Origin of the sequence: Bacteroides sp. An51A (genome assembly GCF_002161565.1) — a bacterium.
Taxonomy (GTDB): domain Bacteria; phylum Bacteroidota; class Bacteroidia; order Bacteroidales; family Bacteroidaceae; genus Phocaeicola; species Phocaeicola intestinalis.
In genome coordinates, this window is the sequence record NZ_NFIC01000020.1 from 1 (window position 1) to 19,099 (window position 19,099).

Sequence of the window (19,099 nt, forward strand, 5' to 3'; positions counted from 1 at the left end):
AAAAAAAACAACGGAGTAGTAGTCAGAAACAAAGACCAGATGCAAAGCTACATCATGACTACGGCAAAATATGATTTCAATGTGTACGAAAAAAGGATTCTATACAGGCTTGTAGAACTCGCCCAATGTGAATTGCAGGGGTTGAAATTCCCGGAAGATTGTAGAAAAGTGGAGCACACGCTTTGGGGAAACTTAACAGTGACCCTCCCGGTCACATCGATACTATCCAATGAAGATGACAATAACTATACAAAAGCGAAAAAAGCCTTGATAGCCTTGTCTCAGAAATATTTTGAATATGAAGATGAAAAAACATGGGAAAAGATAAATATCATTGTTTTGCCAAAAATTCAAAAATACAAGAGCACGTTCACGTTTCAAATAGACCCAAGGATTTGGAGCTGCTGCCTTGACTTCACTAAAGGATTCCGCAAATACGAGTTAGTGACAGCCATGAACTTCAAAAGCGTCTATACAATGCGCTTCTATGAACTGATGAGCGGTCAGAAAGCGAAAATGTCATTCTCACTTAACCATCTCAAGGAAATGTTCCAGGTAACCGACAAATACAAACTGACGGCGGATTTCATACGAAAAGTCATTGAACCGGCAAAGAAAGAGCTGGACGAGTGCTCCCCCTATACTTTCGAGTGGACCCCTCAGAAAGAAGGAAAGAAAATTGTTGGGTTCTGTTTTTATCCGATACTACAGCCGCAGTTCAGGGATAATGACCTCTACCGGCAGGAAATCCAGAAGCAGACAAACCTTTCATGGGATCTGAATAGGCAAGTGCTTGGCTACTTGAAGCTCTCGCTTGGATTTTCAGACAAGGAAATCAAGAACAACCGGGCTGTTTTCATTGCCGCACAGTTCGAACTGCCGGACATCCTGGGGGAACTGGCTATACTGAAAGGCAAATCGAGAGATAAAGGCAATCCCAAAGGGTATATCATCAATGCACTTAAAGGAAAACTGAAGGACAAACAAGGATGAAGCCGGGATATTTGAAACGGATAATCCCAGCTTCAAATGTTATAGGTCTCTTATTTTTTGGATTGTCCTGTCAGGCAGCACATCCAACCCATAGAATAATTCATTCTTATTGTACCCTAAAAAATCAACATACTTCAGGATTTGGTTGTAATTGGATTGTGCAAATTCCACGTCCTTATTTCCGTCCATATCAAAACATATGGGTTCATGGTGGGCTATTCGGTTCCTAAAACTTTTGATTTCCATCAACTCGTTGTAAATTGCCCTTTGCCCCAACCCTTTGGTCTTGTGCGGAAAGATAGCCAATAGACTCTGACCGCCTTTTCGGAATGGCTGTTTGTTGAAAAGATAGGTCCAGAAGCCGAAGCTTACCGAAGATACCAACCTGTCATGCGTGTACTTCCCCGCATCCGATAGTTTTGAGATGTAACGGGTTACATCTGATACCTGTGGACTGCTCTCTAACATTCCTCCTGCATGAATCTGCGTCCGAATCCAATCTTCATCACCGAAATGACGCTTATAGTGTTCATTTACCGCATTGCGAAAAACGACTTCAAACAATCCAAGTACGCCATAAAATTTCTGGCACAATTTCAAATTGTGCCTGTATAGTATGAGTGCCTTATTCTTGTCCCCAGCACAAGCATTTAGGTATCTGCTTAAACGGGCTTGGGAGAAAGCCGCTTCATAATCGTTGTATTTCATGATTTCTATTGTTTTATTTGCAAATATAAATACAAATGCGTACTTTTGCAAAGTAATCCCCTGTCGTCCCTGTCGAAAGACAAACTTCAGGGTTTTGTTTTTTATGCCATTATACAGAATAAAAAAACGGCTTCAATTCGCCGACACTCCCGTTTCATTTAATCCTCCAAAAACAGCATATTGCACTCTTCGCACCTGATCCACAAACCGGATTTTCCCCATACATGGTTTCCGCATCCACAAGTGTATCTCTTGCGTTTCCCGCTTTTCTCCCAATCCCCCTCCTTATCTTCAGCTTTTTCTGTATCTGCAGATTTTCCCGGTGGAGGTACAGGCGCTGGAAGCATCCGGAAAGAAGCGGGCAAAGGTCTGTATTTCAAGCGTAGGTTCTCCAATTCATCAGCCCCAAGCGCATTGAAAACCTTATCAAACAAACCGCCTTCAATTACATAATGAGACATCTGTTGCCCTGTTTGCTTCCCTCCCGGTTCTCCCGTATCTGTCGGCATCAGACCGACCTGTATCATTTTAGACGCCCATTGCTTGTTATGATAACAGTTCCGGCTTGGATTCCCAAAATCATGCTGCCAAAGATGGCACATTTCGTGCACTAAAGTCGAATGCCATTCTTTATCCGGTCGATCCATAAAATCCGGATTGATACTGATTTCATGGATGATTTTCTTTTGCATTGAATCCCCTTTCCATCGGTCTGCAGCGAAAAAACCATAAGAACCTCCTTTCCGGCTCATATTCACAATGCATTCTGGCAGCTTCCCTTCGAACAGGCGGTTATTATAGAACTGAAACAAATCGTCAAGCGTCTTAAACTGTATAGTCGTTATCATTTTTCTGATGTTTATTTTCTTACAAAAGTATTATTTTTAATGTACATTACAAAAAATAGTTTATTAGTTGTTTAGTTTATTAGTGGATTAGTGTATATACGCTTCTTATACTTTATTGTTTATCAAATATTTATATAAAACATAATGTACATTACAAATATTAGTGTTTTAGTGAATTAGTGGAAATAACACACACATGATGCACAAAGATTAAATTCTTGTCTTCCAAATAGTCCAATAAGGATATGTCCTATTCCATCTTAAAATGCAATAGAGAAAACGGGAGTGAGTAAACGGAAAAAATAAAATCGTTGATTCATTTGATTTATTCTGCATTTAATAGTAATTTTGCCACTAATCAACTAATTTTAGTGATTTAGTTTTTCAGTTAGCATTTATAACCAACAGTATGGCGAAAATAGTATCAATAATCAACCACAAAGGAGGTGTCGGGAAAACGGCAACTGCGGCTAATTTAGGTGCAGCACTGCAAATTCGGGGAAAACGGGTACTGCTCATTGATATGGACGCACAGTCAAACCTGACGGACTGCTTAGGAGTTTCCACAGAACTTGACGATACCATTTATCAAGCCATGAGAGGCTACAGTCGGCTTCCGATTGTAAAGAACGAAGACGGTCTGGATATTGTACCGTCATGTTTGGATATGTCAGCAATAGAAATGGAAATAATGCAAAAGTATGCACGGGAGCAGATTCTTCACAAATTACTCCGCCCGGTACAGGAACAATACGATTATATTCTTATAGATTGTCCTCCATCCTTATCTATACTGACTATCAACGCAATGACTGCTTCGGATTGTATCATCATCCCCGTAGAAGCAGAATACTTAGCAATGCGAGGAATGGGCAGGTTGACAAACGTCATCCAAGAAGTAAAAAACAATCTGAACCCTAAATTGCGCATTTCTGGAATACTGATTACCAAATACGACAGACGAAAAAATTTCAATCAAGATATACAAGAGATAATCCGTGACACTTTTCAAGGGGATGTGTTCACTACTACAATCCGAACCAATGTCGCCATCGGAGAAGCAACAGCTGCTAAACATGATATATTCCACTATGCGCCAAAATCTTCAGGAGCGGAAGATTATGCTTCATTTTGTGATGAATTTCTAAAAAAAGAATCAACATTCAATTAATACAGCCGTATGGAAAACAAAAGGAACAACCTGAGAGAAAACATGAAAGCCGGGCTAAGTTCATTGGTAAGACCAACGACAGAAGCGATAAAGCAACCGAATTTACGTACACAAGAAAAGCCCAAATATAAAACCTGCAATTACATAACAGACCCTTCACGCCACAACCGGCTGAAACGATATGCAACAGACAACGGAATGACCTTACTTCAAGCATTCAACGAAGCCATAGATCTATATTTAAGCGACAAGGGAGAAAGATATGCTCCATAGTTTAGTTTCCATAAAAAAAGGGATGCCACACACAGGCATCCCAAAAACATACAGACAAGGATTCACACATTCAATTTATTATCTGTAATAGTCAAGACTTGTTCTGACAATGTCTATACTATCTGACAAAAAAAGTGTCCGATGTCTGCTGCGAAGATACGCAACTATTCTCACTCTCGCAACCAGACGTGGCAATAGCGTGCTCATCAGGCTGCATTTTTCCGGCATCCTGCAACCGATATCTCCTTGCCACCTCAATACCTTCGAGGAAAGTCTGCATTGGAGTTTTCCCAAAACAGTATTTTCCGGAGTGCGTTCTTTGGGTGTTATAGGAGTCCATCCATATGTCAAGGTCTGCCTGCAGCTGCTCTATCGAAGCGTATATCTTCTTCCTGAAGGCGATGGCATAGAACTCGTTCTGTACTGTCCTGTTGAAGCGTTCACAGATTCCGTTCGTCTGCGGGCTCTTGGCCTTGATTTTTGAGTGGTCGATGTCCTCAACGGCAAGATACAGCTCGTACTCGTGCGTCTCCCTGTTTCCGCAGTATTCAGTCCCACGATCCGTGAGCATCCTCATCAGCTTCAGGTCATGCTGCTCGAAGAACGGGACCACCCTGTCGTTGAGCATGTCCGCAGCGACGAGCGCGTTCTTCCTGTCGTAGAGTTTGGCGAATCCGATTTTGGAATAAGTGTCGATGACGGTCTGCTGGTAGATGTGCCCCACGCCTTTGATATACCCTACATAACAGGTGTCCTGCGCCACAAGGAAGCCGGGATAATAGGTCTCTATTTCACCGTGCGCCTGTTTCTCCGCCCTGGCCTTCTCCAGCGCGGCCACCTGGTTCTCGTCAAGCACGATGCCTTCCTGCTCCACCTTGGCGGAAAGTGCCTTAAGCCGTTTCTGGAAGGTCTCCATGTCATGCCTGAGCCAGATGGACCGTACTCCTCCGGGGGATACGAGGATGCCTTTCTTGCGCAGTTCGTTGGATACCCGCACCTGTCCCAATGCCGGATTGTCTATGGCCATCTGGATGACCGCCTGTTCTATGCGCTCCTCCACACGGTTCTTTATCACCGGCTTCTTCCGTGAAATCTCCTGCAGGGCAAGCTCTCCGCCCTGCTCGTACAGTTCCTTGAAACGATAAAAACTGTCACGGCTGTAACCCATTATCTTGCAGGCACGTGACACGTTCCCCAACTGTTGGGACAACTCAAGCAGTCCCAGCTTGTTCTTGATGACTTTTTCTGATGTGGTCATAACTTAATCTGGCTTTATGTTACAAATATAATCTTTTTATCCATAACTGTCAGATTAAGTCTTGACTAATTCATATTATCCAATCCAACCTTCCATAACCTATATTATTTTTCAAAACGACATCAGCTTAGAATTTCTTGCGCATGCCAATCGGCAGTTTCAGTTGTGCAAATTCGTCCCCATCTACAATAGTCGCCCCGCCGTTCACATTTCTCATTTCTTCGATTGCAATCAGTCTTACTTTCCGTTCTAAATTTTTCTTTTCCATAAATTCATCATTTTATTGTTATACATTTTATTATAATTCAAATTCAAAAGATGTCAGAAGTTCGCCTGACAGGTTCATGGCAACCATATCATTCTGCTTCTCCCAGTCGTTCCCGGAGTCATCCCATTTATACAAAGCGATATAAAGCGCACCGTCAATGCCTTCATTATAAGTCTGCTTGGCAACCACATCAGCGTATTCCTTTTTGCCACTGTTCCATACAGCATATTCAATGGCATATCCGCTTTCATCATACATGTAATTCAAAATGTGCGATTTATCCCATTCCCCTGTTACGCCGTTCCACTTCAACACTTCTTTCTGTGCCAGACGTTGCTCTCCGTCATACACATAGTTGTATTTCAAAGTCGGAGACAGATACTTTCCACATACCGACTTACGGTACACAGTCTTGGCTGTGACAATCCCATCCTCAGAGGTTTCTGCATTGTATGCAAACCCACACTCGCCATATACGTTCAATGACGCTAAAAAAATCGTTGTTGCTGTAATAATTTCCATATCTTGCTATTTTTATTATTTCGTCTTTATTTCCTTTTACTGACACAAAGGTAAGAAGGATGTATCCCCTTTCAGGTTATCAGAATGTTATCATTAAGTTAATCATCTTCATACTTTAAGATGTCGGCAGGCTGGCATTCCAAGGATTTACAGATTTTATCAAGCATAGAAAACCTGACTGAAACGACACGGTTGTTTTTCAGGTTGGAAAGGTTGGCTATAGACACGCCTGTTTTTTCCGAAAGTTCCTTCAACGTCATTCCTCTTTTATTTAAAACGATATCGAGATTTATCTTTATTGAATGCATAATTACAGGTAGTTAATCTGTCAGTGAAAAGCAGGAATAGAAAGCCAGTATACGGTCTTTCAGCAGATATGTATATTTAGCCTGTGACTGTTGGGAAAGCGCGTCGGCAAGTTTCATCTTGATTTCATTGTATTCGAATACAGTCGATTTCCCGGCTGCATATTTTTCCAATGCATACCGATGTGCTTCCTGATTGGCTATTACTGCTTTCGTGGTGGAACGGTATTTCTCGAATGCGGATATCGCATCCGTATAAGCCTGCTCGATGTCTTTGTACAACTGCTTTTTCTCGTTTTCCAATGACAGTCTCGCATTATCCTCATCGATACGTGCCGCCCTCACCTGGTTCCGAGTGGAAAACCGGTCAAACAACGGGATGCTGATTGTAAAGCACAGGCTTTTCTGCATGTTGTTGTTAAGCTGCCTCCGGAACGTCTCGCCAAGTCCGCTCCCGTTGTCGTAATAGTTCGTGTTTATTCCGGCTGCGAATGAAAGGGTCGGGTAATATCCGGACTTGGCTATCCGGATGCCTTTCGTCTTGCTCTGCAGGGTGTAATATGCCTGACGTATCTGAGGCATACAGGTCAGGGCGGACTGATAGATGCTCACCGGGCTCAGCGTGTCGGCGATGGCAATTTCTCCGCCAAGCGAATCGATGTCAAACTGCTCATGCCCTTTCAGCTCCATCAGTTGTGCCAGGTCAAGATAGGCGAGCCGGAGAGAATTTCTCGCTTCTGTAGCGGTCAGCTCGTCATCCGCCAGTTGGGCACGCACATCATAAAGTTGTGATTCAGCAGCCTTTCCGTTCTCGATAAGAAGCTGCGTGCAGGCTTCCTGCTCCTTGGTCAGCTGTATCTGTTCCAATGCTATACGGTAGATTTCCTTGTTCAGAAGAATCTGGAAATAGGCTCCAGCCACGTTCAGCGACAGGTTGTTCTCTATCAGTTCCCGGTTCGCCTCTGCGGCAAGCAGGTCGAAGCGGTTCTGCGCAATGGATGCCGTCCGCTTGAATCCGGCAAATATCGGGATTTCCGTAGTTACAGAGAAAGACGAGTTCTGTATGTTGCTGTCCTCATACGTGTTGTTCTGGTTCAACGAGCGTCCGAAAGTGAAGTTCTGCGAGGCACCTGCATTCAGATCCGGAAGGAAACTGTTCCTTAATGTATTCCTCTGCACTTTCAAGTTCTGAATCTGGTTATCGCTTTGCTTTACCTCAATGTTGTGTGTCACTGCATAGTCGATACACTCTGCAAGTGTCCATTTTTTCACTTGTGCCTGTACGTTTCCCTGACAGGCTAATAATCCGGCAAAAGCCAGTATAGATACTAATCCTTTCATATTTCGTCCTTTCTTATTCGTTTTTCGCTCTACAAAAGTAGACAGACAAAGCCACGGACGATGTTATCGGAAAGTTATCAAAAGGTTAAGAAAAATCCATTCCTACAACCCGAATATCGGATTATAGGAATGGAAACAAATTAATCCAACTGGTCAAACTGCTCGTTCCACAACCGGCTGTAGATTCCGCCAGAATTGAACAGTTCCTTGTGCGTACCCGTCTCGGCTACCTGACCCTTGTCGAGTACCACAATCCTATCCGCGTTCTTCACCGTGCTCAAGCGGTGCGCAATGACAATGACGGTCTTTCCCCGTTTAGCCAGTGCATCCAGCGTCTGCTTCACATGCTTCTCCGATATGGAATCCAGCGAGGAGGTCGCTTCATCAAAAATCAGAATCTCCGGTTCCTTATACAGGGCGCGTGCGATAGCAATGCGCTGCCGTTCTCCCCCGGAAAGGGAAGCACCGTGCTCGCCGATATAGGTCATGTATCCGTTGGGCAGACGCTCGATGAAATCCTTCAGCCCGAGCTGTTCCACAAGGTCTACAATCCGTTTCATGTCCGGCTGCAGGTCTCCCACCGCAATGTTCTCGATGATTGTCCCGGCAAACAGCTCAATCTGCTGCGGCACCGTACCAACCCGGCGGCGTAAGCTCCGGTTGCTTATCTGGGCGATGTCATATTCGCCGATGCGGATCTGACCGGACTGGATGGGATAGATATGCTGCAAAAGGGAGATCAACGTGGTTTTTCCCGAACCGCTCTCACCGATGACGGCGGTGGTCTTTCCTTTTCCTATCTTCAGGTTCAATCCTTTGAACACTTCTTTCCGCGAACCGTAACGGAACGACACGTTCTCAAACGTGATGTCACCGATCATGTCCGGTTCAAGCTCTATCTTTTGGCTGTCGTCCTGTTCACGCTCCAGATCCATAATCTGAAACAGACGGTCGGCTGCAATCAGTGCGTCCTGAATGGTCTGGTTGGAAGATATCAGCGAGCCGATGGGCGAGATGACGTAGCTGATGAGCGAATAGAACACCATCAGTGTTCCTGGTGTCAGTTCCTTGTCGATGACCAGCACGCTTCCCATCCAGAGCACCGCAATGGTGATGGCTGTGGAGACGAACTGGATGCCACCCTGTGCCATGATCGCTCCGTAAATGCTGCGGAACGTGTTCTTCAACAGATGCACGAAGCGGGTCTCCGTCTTCAGGTTGGCAAAGTCCTCTATGCCGAAACGCTTGATGGTGGAGATGGAGTTGATGGATTCCACCAGTTGTGCCTCCAAGTCCGCGCTGCTCTCCATGATACCACGCTGGTATTTCCGATTCAGCCGGTTGAACCCCCAGAAGATAAGCAGGAAAAGCGGTGCGGATGCCAACGTCACAAGGGCAAGCTCCCACGAATACACGAACATCAGACCCACAGAGAAAAGCAGGATCATCATGTTCACCACCAGATCGAGCGACACGTTGTTAATGAAATTCCGGATTTTCACCGCATCGTTCACACGCGAGATGATCTCACCTACACGCATCGTGTCGAAGAACTGTTGCGGGAGTGTCAGCAGGTGCTTGTAATATCCTAATATCAAGGCGGCATCGATACGCTGCCCGGTCTTCAATGCCAGGATGCTCTTCATGGCTCCGATAAAGGTGCGGAGAATCAATATGACAATCATCACCACGCCCATCAGATTGAGCAGGTTGATGTTTCCGTCCACCAGCACGTAATCGGTGATTTTACCCACATATACCGAGGTGGACAGTCCGAGAATGCTGTACACCAACGCCCCGAACACCGCCTGCATCATGACGCTCTTGTGCGGTGCCAGCAGTGAGAAGAACTTCCGCGTCATGCTGGTTTTCATGTTCCCTTTCTTGAAGGTCTCTTCCGGTTCCATCAGCACGAGTACGCCCGTCCACATCCTCTTGAACTCTTCGTCCGTCACCTTGTGCATCCTTCCGTCTCCCGGGTCCATATAGGTGATGTGTCCCTTCTCTACCTTATAGATGACCACGAAGTGCTGCAGGTGCTCATGCACAATTACATGGGCGATGGTCGGTTTCGGAACGATGGCAAGGGCTTCAAACTGTGCCCTCACGCCTTTTGCCGAAAGTCCGAGCCGGTTGGCAGCCTCTATCAGTCCCAGCACGTTTGTACCTTTCTGGTCGGTGAACGCGTACTGCCGGATGCGGGCAACCGGGAACTGCAGCCCGTAATGTGCGCAGACAGAGGCAAGGCATGCCGCGCCACAGTCCGTAATGTCATGCTGTTTTATCTTGATTCCTTTCTTATACATAGTCATTCTGTTTTTTCCGTTTTTCCATTCAATTCAATTTCGCTACCATTGTCTCGTTCTCATATTGTTTCGGGTTCACCCATCCGTCCATCTTCTGATAGAGCAGGTCGAACAGCGAACGGCGTGTCACCATGAAGTGTGCGTTCACCGTCATTCCTTTTTTCAGTTTCCCTACCCTTCCGTTCTTCAGCTGTAGGTAGTCACGCTCCATCTCGCATTTCACCTTGTAGAAGGAATTGCCTTGGCTGTCCGTCAGGAAGTCCGATGATATATCCTTTACTCTTCCCGGTATCGTTCCCCATTCGTTGTAGTTGAACGATTCCACCTGCACGTTCACCGGCATACCCACGCTCATAAACCCGATGTTCCTCGGCGTGACATAGACCTCCAGGCAGAGCGTGGAGTCGGGGCTGATGACCGCCAGCGACTGACCAGCCTGAATGCTGCTTCCGCGGTACACGCCGGAGAACTGGTCTACCGTCCCGTCCACCGGGCTGCGCACAATATACATGTCCTTGTCCTTTATCTCCTGATTCAGGCTGGAGTTCATCTCATTGTATGTGTTCCGGTAGGTGTTCTGGTCCGCCTGCCAGGTGCTGAGTTGGCTCTGTACAAGCGATGCCAGTTCGTTCTGCTGGCTTTTCAGCTTGAAGTAGTAACTGTCGTATTCCTCTTCCGAAATGACCTTCTTCTCAAAAAGCGTCCTGTTCCGGGTGTATTCCTTTTCCGCCTGTGCCAGTGCCGTTTCCAGTTCCTGTTTTTTCCGGATGAAATAGGCGTATTCCTGCTGCCTTACCGGGGAACTGAACCGTTCCGGACGTTCACCGTTCGCCAAAAAAGCAAGGTCGGCAAGCTGTGCGCTGCAGTCGTTCAACCGGCTGGTCTGGTAATTGATCTTGTAGTCCGAATTGTTGGTTCGGAACCGGAGAATCACATCTCCCTTGTTCACCTGGTCACCTTCCTTCACGAATACCGAATCAACGATTTCTGTAATGGAGGAAGTGATTTCCGCCTTTTCCGCTACAGGTCTTACCACGCCGCTTCCCTGTACGGAGATATCCACATAGATAAAGGGAAGTGCCACTAATGTGACGGTCACGGCAAGCAGGACAACCCAGTAGATCACCTGCGATTTCGTTGTGTGCTGATAGATGTACGTCTCGATACTGTTCTCTATCCATTCGTTCGGTAATAGCATATCTTTTTTAAATTAAAAACGGTTACTTCTGTTTCCTTTTCACAGGACAAAAGTAACCGTTCTAAAAAATAGGATATGTTATGCTTATGTTATCGTTAGGTTAATGCTGGCATTCGTCTTTCGCAATACTTTTTGAAAGAAGGTTTATAAAAACGATAATAAAAGGTATTAATAATATAGTACAGATTATAGAACCTTCAAATCCAAATAATCCGCCATTTACTAAATTATAAGACGGCATATCCAAATTTATAATAGGCTGAAAGAATTCACAACCACTAACTTTAAACCCAAAAATTGATCCTTGTATCCAATTCCACGCACAATGAGCTATTACAGACACCCATAGACTTTTAGTATATAGAAAAATACATCCGTCTAAAATTCCAAACAAAAAGAGGTTAACAACAGAACAAAAATTCACATTAGGATTTGCTAAATGCATTGCAGAGAAAATAATTGCGGTTATTATTAAACATAGCCAAACATTTAATCCAGATCGGCATAAACGTGTCAATAGATATCCTCTCATTATAATTTCCTCATAGAAAGCACCAAAAGTAAACATCAATAGACTCAATGATAAGTCTTTCAAATTCCAATGTACCGATACAATAGAAACATCACCACTTAATAAACAAATCAAAAAACCAATAGCAAACACTATAAACGTCCACACAACAACCAAACTTGAATGTTTCCATACAAAGTGAGTAGTACATAAACCCAGTTCACTTAAAGGTCGTTTGTCTATAATACAATGTTGAAGCCAAATAACCAAGAAAACCATTATAGAAGAAATAATTGCAGATAAAAAAGAATATTTCACACTTTCAAAATCTGTTGAACCGATCAATGACAATGTGCTCTCTACTCCTATTAAAGATGCAATAAAAAGAAGCACTAAAAATATTAACAAATCAGCCCATAATGGAACTCTAACTTTATTTTTTTTCTCGATATAACACATAAGCAAATAATCTAATTAAAACAGGATGTAGTAATATTTGTTTATTACTACATCCTGTTTATAATTCAACATTTATCAAAACCATGATTTAATCTCATTCCATGCCTTATGGCAAACTTCACCCGCTAAAGTCCAAATACTTTTACCACCATAGACTTCTAACTCTTCTTTTTTACTAAGCTCTACATATGATTCATTCTTCATTATAAACTCTCCTTTCTATTAGACATTTTTTCTAACATTTAATCCTTTAATATTGACTTCATTAACGGTCTGGAACAGAATCCCATCCTTCCTGAAAATCACTTGCTATTTCAAATGACTCTACAAGAGCAAGAACTACTCTAATCCAATTACCGCCATCTACATCTCTCATTTCTTGTTGATTCAACTCAACCATAAATACATTTTCTTTCATGACTCACTAATTTTTATTAAAACATTTTTGAAATTAACTCTATTGCTTCTAAACCTAATGAAAAAGGGAAAATAATCATTCCACCATCAGTCAATCTCATTTCATCCACTGTCAGTTCTTTCATACCATTACATTTTAATGCATTAAACATATACAGGTATTCTTCCATTCAAAACGTCTACAATCGTATTTATCAAAATATCCAAGGCTCCACCGCCATTGATATCCTGTTGTTCCTGCAGGTTCATGGTACGCATCATTTCATTCTTTTCCATACACTACATTTTTACTTTACCAACAAATGATAATTCTCTCGATAGGATTCAACTTTTCCAACTGTTCCTCTGTCGGAGGGAAATACCCGCCTGTAATTGACAGGTTCTCATCTTTGTTCAATTCTTTCATACGCAATAATTTTATTTGTTAATACTATCCTCATTTCTGATTCTCTCAAATACTATTCTTTCCACTATCTAAGTTTGAGAATATCCAAGAGATTCTTGTTTTTCAAGAAATCCGACAACCCATGTTCCGTACAGCTTTCACCGTCAGGTCCAGGTGCCACTCCTCCACTCACGTTTTTCAATTCTTCAATCTCTAAAGTTTTCAATTTGTTCTTTTTCATACGCGTTCTTATTTAATTGTTATTATAATATTGATTTGTTTTACTGATGCAAAGGTAATCCAACATTATTGGGGATTATGTTATGCTTATGTTATCGTTAGGTTAAAAATATCATTACTTCTATACAATTATTACTTTTACCTTTACATTACCTTCTTCATCAATATAATAAATTTTTTTTTCTTTTCCACCGTAAATATTACGCATGGAATCCTCGTTTAATTCAAATATACATTGCTTCATAATTCAAATAATTTTTGTTTCTATTTTTTCATGTTACAAATATATTCTATCATAATTCTATCAAATGTTATTTCAATGTTATCGAAAAGTTATTATTTTCGCACCCAAAATCTTATGTATGAAATATAGAAAGATTAACATAGTCGTTTTTATAGGAATAGTTGCCATCATTATTCTTCAAATACTATGGCTGTATAAGACATATACAGCACTTGAAAAGAATTTATATAAAGAATGTAATACAATCCTGCTGAAAGCCATTCGAAGAGAGATTTCCATTAGATTTCAGGAGGCACCCCAAGGAACTGAAATAGTAGGAACCAGTATCCCTTCTGATGCAAGTGAAAATGAATTAGCTCCTGAAATCGTAAGCCTGAACGAAGGGCTGTCTGATATAGAATTGGCAATTTCCTTGATAAAAATAGATTCGATAGCATCTGGTATGCTAAAAAAATCGGGTTTACAATGCCCTATTTTGATAAATAAAATAGATTCTAAAAACCAAAAGGTTTTATCTTCAAGCAACTCTAACGGATATGTTCATGGATTTGGAATAATGAAATCTAAAATCATACCTATCACATCCGACTTATCGCAAGGTATTCAAATGGTAGTTATTAGTCCGCATCGGATATTCTTAAGACAGATGGGATTACTGATTATAGCGACTATTATCATCATGTTTTTTGTAATCGGATGTATTACTTATCAGATAAAAATCATTAGCCGCATCAATAAGATTTCCCAAATACGGGAAGATTTTTCCTACGCGATGGTGCATGATATGAAGACCCCGCTTACCACCATATTCACGGCATTGAGCTTCCTGCACAGCGGAAGGCTGGATGACAAGCCGGAGACAAAAGAGAAATTCTTCAATGTCGCCAAGGAAGAGGCGGACCGCCTGCTGACACTGACCAACAAGCTGCTCACCATATCGAAACTGGAGAACAAGAAGATGAAGATGGAGTGTGAAAAGATTGCGCTGGAGCCGATGCTCGTCAGGCTGGCTGACAAGTTCAAGGTGAAATCGCACAAGCCCGTATCATTCGAGTTTGACTTGCAAACACCGGAGATATACGCCGATGCGGAATACATCGAAGAGGTGTTCAGTAACCTGATAGACAATTCCATCAAATATTCCAAAGAGCGTGTAGACATACGCATCTCGTCATCGAGAAACGACCTTTATTCCATTATCAAGATATACGACAACGGTCTTGGCATATCGGAAAAGGACCAGCGCAGCATCTTCAACAAGTACGAACGTGCGGCGGCTGGAAGCCGGAGCCGCAGGAAGAAAGCTCACGGTTTCGGGCTGGGTCTGAATTTCGTGCAGCAGGTAATCGAATCGCACAAAGGAAAAATCTTCGTCAACAGCATAGAAGGTGAGTTTACTGAATTTATTATCTATTTACCCTTAATGGTCAAAGAACTATGATAAAGCTACTACTCGTTGAAGACGATGTGAACTTATGCTACATCGTACAAGCAGGTCTGCAGGATGTCATCGGCGGCTATGAAGTGATTACCGCCGAAAACGGTCTGGAGGGTCTGCACGCTTGGGAGGAACACAAACCAGACATCATCATATCCGATATCGACATGCCCGAAATGGACGGGTTCGAGATGGTAAGGCGCATCCGTGAGACGGACGGAGAAACGCCCATCCTGTTCGCTTCCGCTATGACATCGCCCAAAGACGTGAAACACGGCTACGAACTGGGCGTGAACAACTACGTGAAGAAGCCGTTTGTACCGGAAGAGATAGACGCACACATCCACGCCATCCTGAAAATGAAGGAAGGTGCCAGAAGCAGGTCGGTAGAGGGGCACTGCAGGTTCGGTCATTACACGCTCGACACCGTACATGCCACCTTGCGTGATGACAACACGGGTAAAATCCGTGTATTGACCACAACGGAAGCCAAAATCCTGCAGCTTCTCGCCGAAAACAAGAATGAGGTCATCCGCAGCGAAGCCATCCTGAGCCGTTGCTGGAATACGGAAGACGATTTTTTCGCATCCCGTAGCCTGGATGTATTTGTCACCAAACTCCGCAAGCTCTTTACCGATGATCCGGATGTGGAAATTAAGACCGCAAGAGGTGTCGGACTGATGCTGGTGGCAAAGTAACGTATCGGAATACATAACCTTACGGGAAAGGATTCCATTCAGGTTTCCTTTTCCGTACTTTCCCTGTCCTTTAAATAAGCGTACAGGGTGGCTTTGCTTATGCCTGAAGCCTTGAGAATGTCAGACACGGTGCACGCACGGGAATCATAAAGCTTCATGGCAAGTTCTATGCGTCCTGCATCGGCTTTCGGTCTCCCTCCTTTGCGCCCCCTTGCCCGTGCGGATTCCAGCCCTTCAAGGGTTCTTTCACGGATAATGTCACGCTCAAACTGGCTCACGCCTGAAAATACGGCAAAAAGCAGTTTACCTTGCGGAGTGGTCGTGTCAAGCCAAGGCTCTTTAATCGAACGCAGATCTGCACCCGTTGCGCCAATACGTTCAGCCAGCATAAAAAGCTCCTTTACGGAACGCCCCAATCTGGTCAGCTCACATACGATAACTGTATCTCCTTCACGAAGCGCATCCAGCATCTTATCCAGTTCAGGTCTTAGTTTTCCCGCGCCAGACACTTTTTCCTGATAAATACGCTCGCATCCCTCTTTTTTCAACCGGTCTATCTGCCGGTCAAGGTGCTGGTCATTCTTCGAAACCCTTGCATATCCTATAATCATGGTCTTGTCTGTAATATGTCATACATACTATTTTTCATACTTTGATAAAAAGACCGGTTTTCAGACAAACAGGAACAGCATTTCCTGCACAACTTGGAAAGACCGGAACGTGTATGAAAAACCTTCGTTTTTTGAAATTAGCTATTCTGATTTCGTTTCGTTTTCAAACAATCGGAGTTGACGCTTGTCACTATCCTCCTTGTTCCTTTTCGCCAACCGTTCACGTTCAAATTCCAACATTCCTGAAACCGTTTGCCTAAAAAAAGCCCTTTGCATTTCATTGGTTTTGTGCGGAGCAAATTTATCTCCTTCTTCGCGAATCCAATCCGAATAAATGTCAATGAATGCCTGTACCAGTTCCTCCATCGATGCAGGTACACGCATGACTACCGAATGGATTCCGGCACGGCTCTTCCTGCCGGCTCCTTCCCGCTTCCCACCTCTTTTTGATTTTGATACATTTTCATTTACCATACTTCCAATTAATCAAATTCATTTGTTTTTATTCCTTCACGGTGATGTGCGCATCAACAAAGCAACCTCCGAATCCGGAATTTGCGTCAGGTTGTGTATAACTGACCGTGACAAGGGTTTGCCCAAGGAATGTTTCAATCTTGTCTATAACAGCCTCCATTGGTCTGCCTAAACCTGTGGCTTCAGCGGACACTGATACAAAATCTCCTTCTTTCATCTTATTTAAATTTTTATTCTTATCCACCATAAATGACACCTTTTTTCATCGCAAAAGTACAATAAATTTTGATTATGTAACAATTTCAATAGTTAATCTACATGAATTTGATACAATGAAATTACTTTCGGAAAAATGGCTTCTAATGGATGCACTCGTCGGGAGTGCGGGTGCACCCCCTTGCCGTGCAGGCGTTCCCCGACCGATGATTTTTCTGAGTGTACTTTGTGTACCGACCTATGTGCTCTTTCCACACTTAGCATTTGCAAATTCCGTCCGAATGGCTTAACTTTGCTTGCGAGGTTATAGCACACTATGACCCTAAATGGTCGTGTGCGAGGGGACCCCCCTCGACCCCGTCCGCCATCGGCAAGCTCGATGGCGATGCAAACGGATATCCACCAACGAAAAGAGAAAGATTATGGCAAAGACAAGCATCAACGTAAGACCCTGCAACATCGGCAGCGCGGAACGGCACAACCTCCGCAGCAAAGAACTCGACTACATACGACCGGAACTCTCCCACCGCAACGAGCAATGGTCGGAAATGAAGATAGCAGACGTGCTGGAGGACATAAGGGAAAAGTACAGGCAGCACACCGGGCAGTCCATGCAGAAGAAGGCGACACCCATCCGGGAGGGAGTGGTCGTAATCGAGGACGGCACGACACTCCGGCAACTTCAGGACTTTGCCGGGAGGTTGGAGGAACGCTTCGGAATACACACGTTCCAAATCTACACGCACAAGGACGAGGGAGCCAGCGTTTGGGACGGGAACGCGGAAACATGGAAGCCGAACTATCATGCGCACATGATTTTCGACTGGACGGACGGGGAAACGGGGAGGACCCGGAAGCTGAACAAACAGGACATGGCGGAAATGCAGACCATACTGGCGGAATGCCTTGGCATGGAAAGGGGCATTTCTTCCGACCGTAAGCACCTTTCAGCCATCCAGTACAAGAATATGGTCGAAGCGGAGAAAGCGGCGCAAATCGAAAAAGAATGCCGTCAGATGGAGAATGAACGCAACGCCATCGAGGAAAAAGTGAAACAGGCAGGGGAAAAGCTGGGGGACACCCAAAAGAAGCTCAAGGAAGCATCAGCCGAAATAAAGGTGGAAAAGCTGAAAGGGGCGGCAGCCGACACGGGAACAGCCTTGCTGAAAGCCGGGACGACCGTCATCGATGCGACAGCCAGCCTTTTCAACTCCGGAAAGGTCAAACGGCAGGAGCAGGAGATTGCGGAACTGAAAAGGGAGAATTACGAACTGGAGATGAAAAGCCAAAACCTCCAGAGCAACCTGCGTACAGCAAACGCCCAAAACGAAAGGGAACGGGAAGCCACACGCAGGGCAGTCAGAACCGGAGAAGAAAGGCTGAAGCCGATAACCGAACTGTTCCCCTGTATGGAAAACGCCAAAGAAAACATCGAGGAGCTCCGGGAAATGGGTGTCAGAGACAACGATATCCGGCTCCTGCTCACAGGAAAAGAGATAACCTATTCAGGATTCCTGTACGACCGGGAACGCAGAAAAAAGCACCAAGTCAATGAAGTGAAGATAAACATTGCCAAAAGCAAGGCTGGAAATACGACCATTTGGCTGAACAAAATTCACTTCAAGGAATTTTTCAAACAGCTATGGATAAAACTACAGAAGATATTCGGATTAGGCACAAACAAGGGTATCCATATGTAATTATGTTTTTCAACATAAATTTAACATACAATTACATAAATACATATAATTTAACGCGCAGAAAAGTCCGTCCCTATTCCTGCTATGCTGACAATTTGCTTTCCCTTGTCAACGGAATTATGACTTTTGGAATGAATTTCGTGACATTCCGCTAAAAATTTCTTTGACTTGTTTATATGCATAACTTGTATATACTTATCGCCTTTTTTGTTTTAACTAAATTTTAGCTGATTATCAATCAATTACGGAAAGTATTTAACATCTTATTATGACTTTTGGAATACAAACTATGACTTTTGGAATGGATTTTTCGCCTCAAACTATGACTTTTGGAATGGATTTTTATAATATCGATGACTTTCATTTGTACAAGTCATAATAATAGCTATCTTTGCAAAACAACATAAAGCCAATTGGATTATGGAACGCACGAAACAGAAAAAAAACAACGGAGTAGTAGTCAGAAACAAAGACCAGATGCAAAGCTACATCATGACTACGGCAAAATATGATTT

23 protein-coding genes are annotated in these 19,099 nt (G+C 43.6%); 6 read left to right on the forward strand and 17 right to left on the reverse strand.

All coding sequences use genetic code 11. The features are described 5' to 3' along the window. Window positions 1–993 (forward strand): replication initiation protein (locus B5G04_RS19045; RefSeq protein ID WP_239414156.1); only part of this gene is annotated, 993 nt, incomplete at its 5' end. 39 nt (window positions 994–1,032) lie between these two features. Here the strand turns inward: B5G04_RS19045 and B5G04_RS19050 are convergent. Both B5G04_RS19050 and B5G04_RS19055 read right to left on the reverse strand, forming a co-directional pair. Then, window positions 1,033–1,701 (reverse strand): Abi family protein, encoded by a 669-nt coding sequence (locus B5G04_RS19050; protein WP_087251370.1) that lies wholly within the window; start codon window positions 1,699–1,701, stop codon window positions 1,033–1,035. Window positions 1,702–1,859: 158 nt separating this feature from the next. Then, window positions 1,860–2,549 (reverse strand): SprT-like domain-containing protein, encoded by a 690-nt coding sequence (locus tag B5G04_RS19055; protein WP_087251372.1) that lies wholly within the window; start codon window positions 2,547–2,549, stop codon window positions 1,860–1,862. Between the two features lie 409 nt (window positions 2,550–2,958). On the opposite strand from B5G04_RS19055, the gene B5G04_RS19060 reads away from it, so the two are divergent. Both B5G04_RS19060 and B5G04_RS19065 read left to right on the forward strand, forming a co-directional pair. Next, the gene (locus B5G04_RS19060) at window positions 2,959–3,720 is read left to right on the forward strand and encodes a ParA family protein (RefSeq protein ID WP_087251374.1); all 762 of its coding nucleotides are present in this window, start codon (window positions 2,959–2,961) and stop codon (window positions 3,718–3,720) included. Window positions 3,721–3,729: 9 nt separating this feature from the next. Then, on the forward strand, window positions 3,730–3,993 hold the full coding sequence (locus B5G04_RS19065) for a hypothetical protein (RefSeq protein ID WP_087251377.1): 264 nt from the start codon (window positions 3,730–3,732) through the stop codon (window positions 3,991–3,993). A 118-nt stretch (window positions 3,994–4,111) separates the two neighbouring features. On the opposite strand, the gene B5G04_RS19070 is transcribed toward B5G04_RS19065, so the two are convergent. The 12 genes from B5G04_RS19070 to B5G04_RS19105 form a co-directional block, all read right to left on the reverse strand. Then, window positions 4,112–5,251 carry an IS481 family transposase gene (locus B5G04_RS19070; RefSeq protein ID WP_087251380.1) on the reverse strand — a complete coding sequence of 380 codons (1,140 nt, stop codon included), beginning with the start codon at window positions 5,249–5,251 and terminating at the stop codon, window positions 4,112–4,114. Window positions 5,252–5,378: 127 nt separating this feature from the next. After that, entirely contained in the window at window positions 5,379–5,519 is a 141-nt protein-coding gene (locus B5G04_RS20300) for a hypothetical protein (RefSeq protein ID WP_164496654.1), read from the reverse strand. Window positions 5,520–5,549: 30 nt separating this feature from the next. Further along, window positions 5,550–6,041, reverse strand: coding sequence for a DUF3836 domain-containing protein (locus B5G04_RS19075; RefSeq protein ID WP_087251382.1), 492 nt, complete (start codon window positions 6,039–6,041; stop codon window positions 5,550–5,552). 98 nt (window positions 6,042–6,139) lie between these two features. Next, entirely contained in the window at window positions 6,140–6,349 is a 210-nt protein-coding gene (locus B5G04_RS19080) for a helix-turn-helix domain-containing protein (RefSeq protein WP_087251384.1), read from the reverse strand. A gap of 12 nt (window positions 6,350–6,361) precedes the next feature. Next, window positions 6,362–7,687 carry a TolC family protein gene (locus tag B5G04_RS19085; protein WP_087251386.1) on the reverse strand — a complete coding sequence of 442 codons (1,326 nt, stop codon included), beginning with the start codon at window positions 7,685–7,687 and terminating at the stop codon, window positions 6,362–6,364. Between the two features lie 140 nt (window positions 7,688–7,827). After that, the gene (locus B5G04_RS19090; protein WP_087251388.1) at window positions 7,828–9,993 is read right to left on the reverse strand and encodes a peptidase domain-containing ABC transporter; all 2,166 of its coding nucleotides are present in this window, start codon (window positions 9,991–9,993) and stop codon (window positions 7,828–7,830) included. A 28-nt stretch (window positions 9,994–10,021) separates the two neighbouring features. After that, window positions 10,022–11,191, reverse strand: coding sequence for an HlyD family efflux transporter periplasmic adaptor subunit (locus B5G04_RS19095; RefSeq protein WP_087251390.1), 1,170 nt, complete (start codon window positions 11,189–11,191; stop codon window positions 10,022–10,024). A 100-nt stretch (window positions 11,192–11,291) separates the two neighbouring features. Next, a complete protein-coding gene (locus tag B5G04_RS19100) occupies window positions 11,292–12,161 on the reverse strand; it encodes a CPBP family intramembrane glutamic endopeptidase (protein ID WP_087251400.1) in 870 nt (289 codons plus the stop codon). A gap of 75 nt (window positions 12,162–12,236) precedes the next feature. Further along, window positions 12,237–12,365: a hypothetical protein gene (locus B5G04_RS20685; protein ID WP_255395979.1), complete on the reverse strand. Its 129-nt coding sequence runs from the start codon at window positions 12,363–12,365 to the stop codon at window positions 12,237–12,239. 61 nt (window positions 12,366–12,426) lie between these two features. Further along, entirely contained in the window at window positions 12,427–12,579 is a 153-nt protein-coding gene (locus tag B5G04_RS20305; protein ID WP_164496655.1) for a hypothetical protein, read from the reverse strand. Between the two features lie 143 nt (window positions 12,580–12,722). After that, entirely contained in the window at window positions 12,723–12,854 is a 132-nt protein-coding gene (locus B5G04_RS20690; RefSeq protein ID WP_255395980.1) for a hypothetical protein, read from the reverse strand. A 194-nt stretch (window positions 12,855–13,048) separates the two neighbouring features. Then, window positions 13,049–13,204: a bacteriocin gene (locus B5G04_RS19105; RefSeq protein WP_087251392.1), complete on the reverse strand. Its 156-nt coding sequence runs from the start codon at window positions 13,202–13,204 to the stop codon at window positions 13,049–13,051. A gap of 889 nt (window positions 13,205–14,093) precedes the next feature. On the opposite strand from B5G04_RS19105, the gene B5G04_RS20655 reads away from it, so the two are divergent. Together B5G04_RS20655 and B5G04_RS19115 are read left to right on the forward strand one after the other, a co-directional pair. After that, window positions 14,094–14,888 carry a HAMP domain-containing sensor histidine kinase gene (locus tag B5G04_RS20655; protein WP_239414158.1) on the forward strand — a complete coding sequence of 265 codons (795 nt, stop codon included), beginning with the start codon at window positions 14,094–14,096 and terminating at the stop codon, window positions 14,886–14,888. Next, window positions 14,885–15,583 (forward strand): response regulator transcription factor, encoded by a 699-nt coding sequence (locus B5G04_RS19115; protein WP_087398363.1) that lies wholly within the window; start codon window positions 14,885–14,887, stop codon window positions 15,581–15,583. Before B5G04_RS20655 ends, B5G04_RS19115 begins: the two co-directional genes overlap by 4 nt. Before the next feature lie 38 nt (window positions 15,584–15,621). Here B5G04_RS19115 and B5G04_RS19120 read toward each other — a convergent pair whose 3' ends face one another. The 3 genes from B5G04_RS19120 to B5G04_RS19130 form a co-directional block, all read right to left on the reverse strand. Next, complete coding sequence (locus B5G04_RS19120; RefSeq protein WP_087251363.1) at window positions 15,622–16,194, reverse strand: recombinase family protein; 573 nt, start codon at window positions 16,192–16,194, stop codon at window positions 15,622–15,624. Window positions 16,195–16,335: 141 nt separating this feature from the next. Next, the gene (locus tag B5G04_RS19125; protein WP_087251365.1) at window positions 16,336–16,668 is read right to left on the reverse strand and encodes a hypothetical protein; all 333 of its coding nucleotides are present in this window, start codon (window positions 16,666–16,668) and stop codon (window positions 16,336–16,338) included. 28 nt (window positions 16,669–16,696) lie between these two features. Then, window positions 16,697–16,915 (reverse strand): hypothetical protein, encoded by a 219-nt coding sequence (locus B5G04_RS19130; RefSeq protein WP_239414159.1) that lies wholly within the window; start codon window positions 16,913–16,915, stop codon window positions 16,697–16,699. A gap of 391 nt (window positions 16,916–17,306) precedes the next feature. Between B5G04_RS19130 and B5G04_RS19135 the strand changes: the two genes are divergently transcribed. Then, window positions 17,307–18,584, forward strand: a complete 1,278-nt coding sequence (locus B5G04_RS19135; RefSeq protein ID WP_087251366.1) for a hypothetical protein — start codon at window positions 17,307–17,309, stop codon at window positions 18,582–18,584. Window positions 18,585–19,099: the final 515 nt, after the last annotated feature.

What these genes read in the sequence shown, in the direction of transcription:
- B5G04_RS19120 (WP_087251363.1), bottom strand. Translation starts at nt 16,194, where the DNA reads ATGATTATAGGATATGCAAGGGTTTCGAAGAATGACCAGCACCTTGAC.
- B5G04_RS20305 (WP_164496655.1), bottom strand. Translation starts at nt 12,579, where the DNA reads ATGAAAGAAAATGTATTTATGGTTGAGTTGAATCAACAAGAAATGAGA.
- B5G04_RS19090 (WP_087251388.1), bottom strand. Translation starts at nt 9,993, where the DNA reads ATGTATAAGAAAGGAATCAAGATAAAACAGCATGACATTACGGACTGT.
- B5G04_RS19115 (WP_087398363.1), top strand. Translation starts at nt 14,885, where the DNA reads ATGATAAAGCTACTACTCGTTGAAGACGATGTGAACTTATGCTACATC.
- B5G04_RS20690 (WP_255395980.1), bottom strand. Translation starts at nt 12,854, where the DNA reads ATGGAAAAGAATGAAATGATGCGTACCATGAACCTGCAGGAACAACAG.
- B5G04_RS19070 (WP_087251380.1), bottom strand. Translation starts at nt 5,251, where the DNA reads ATGACCACATCAGAAAAAGTCATCAAGAACAAGCTGGGACTGCTTGAG.
- B5G04_RS19055 (WP_087251372.1), bottom strand. Translation starts at nt 2,549, where the DNA reads ATGATAACGACTATACAGTTTAAGACGCTTGACGATTTGTTTCAGTTC.
- B5G04_RS19125 (WP_087251365.1), bottom strand. Translation starts at nt 16,668, where the DNA reads ATGGTAAATGAAAATGTATCAAAATCAAAAAGAGGTGGGAAGCGGGAA.
- B5G04_RS19075 (WP_087251382.1), bottom strand. Translation starts at nt 6,041, where the DNA reads ATGGAAATTATTACAGCAACAACGATTTTTTTAGCGTCATTGAACGTA.
- B5G04_RS20300 (WP_164496654.1), bottom strand. Translation starts at nt 5,519, where the DNA reads ATGGAAAAGAAAAATTTAGAACGGAAAGTAAGACTGATTGCAATCGAA.
- B5G04_RS20685 (WP_255395979.1), bottom strand. Translation starts at nt 12,365, where the DNA reads ATGAAGAATGAATCATATGTAGAGCTTAGTAAAAAAGAAGAGTTAGAA.
- B5G04_RS19080 (WP_087251384.1), bottom strand. Translation starts at nt 6,349, where the DNA reads ATGCATTCAATAAAGATAAATCTCGATATCGTTTTAAATAAAAGAGGA.
- B5G04_RS20655 (WP_239414158.1), top strand. Translation starts at nt 14,094, where the DNA reads ATGGGATTACTGATTATAGCGACTATTATCATCATGTTTTTTGTAATC.
- B5G04_RS19100 (WP_087251400.1), bottom strand. Translation starts at nt 12,161, where the DNA reads ATGTGTTATATCGAGAAAAAAAATAAAGTTAGAGTTCCATTATGGGCT.
- B5G04_RS19130 (WP_239414159.1), bottom strand. Translation starts at nt 16,915, where the DNA reads ATGGTGGATAAGAATAAAAATTTAAATAAGATGAAAGAAGGAGATTTT.
- B5G04_RS19085 (WP_087251386.1), bottom strand. Translation starts at nt 7,687, where the DNA reads ATGAAAGGATTAGTATCTATACTGGCTTTTGCCGGATTATTAGCCTGT.
- B5G04_RS19065 (WP_087251377.1), top strand. Translation starts at nt 3,730, where the DNA reads ATGGAAAACAAAAGGAACAACCTGAGAGAAAACATGAAAGCCGGGCTA.
- B5G04_RS19135 (WP_087251366.1), top strand. Translation starts at nt 17,307, where the DNA reads ATGGCAAAGACAAGCATCAACGTAAGACCCTGCAACATCGGCAGCGCG.
- B5G04_RS19095 (WP_087251390.1), bottom strand. Translation starts at nt 11,191, where the DNA reads ATGCTATTACCGAACGAATGGATAGAGAACAGTATCGAGACGTACATC.
- B5G04_RS19050 (WP_087251370.1), bottom strand. Translation starts at nt 1,701, where the DNA reads ATGAAATACAACGATTATGAAGCGGCTTTCTCCCAAGCCCGTTTAAGC.
- B5G04_RS19060 (WP_087251374.1), top strand. Translation starts at nt 2,959, where the DNA reads ATGGCGAAAATAGTATCAATAATCAACCACAAAGGAGGTGTCGGGAAA.
- B5G04_RS19105 (WP_087251392.1), bottom strand. Translation starts at nt 13,204, where the DNA reads ATGAAAAAGAACAAATTGAAAACTTTAGAGATTGAAGAATTGAAAAAC.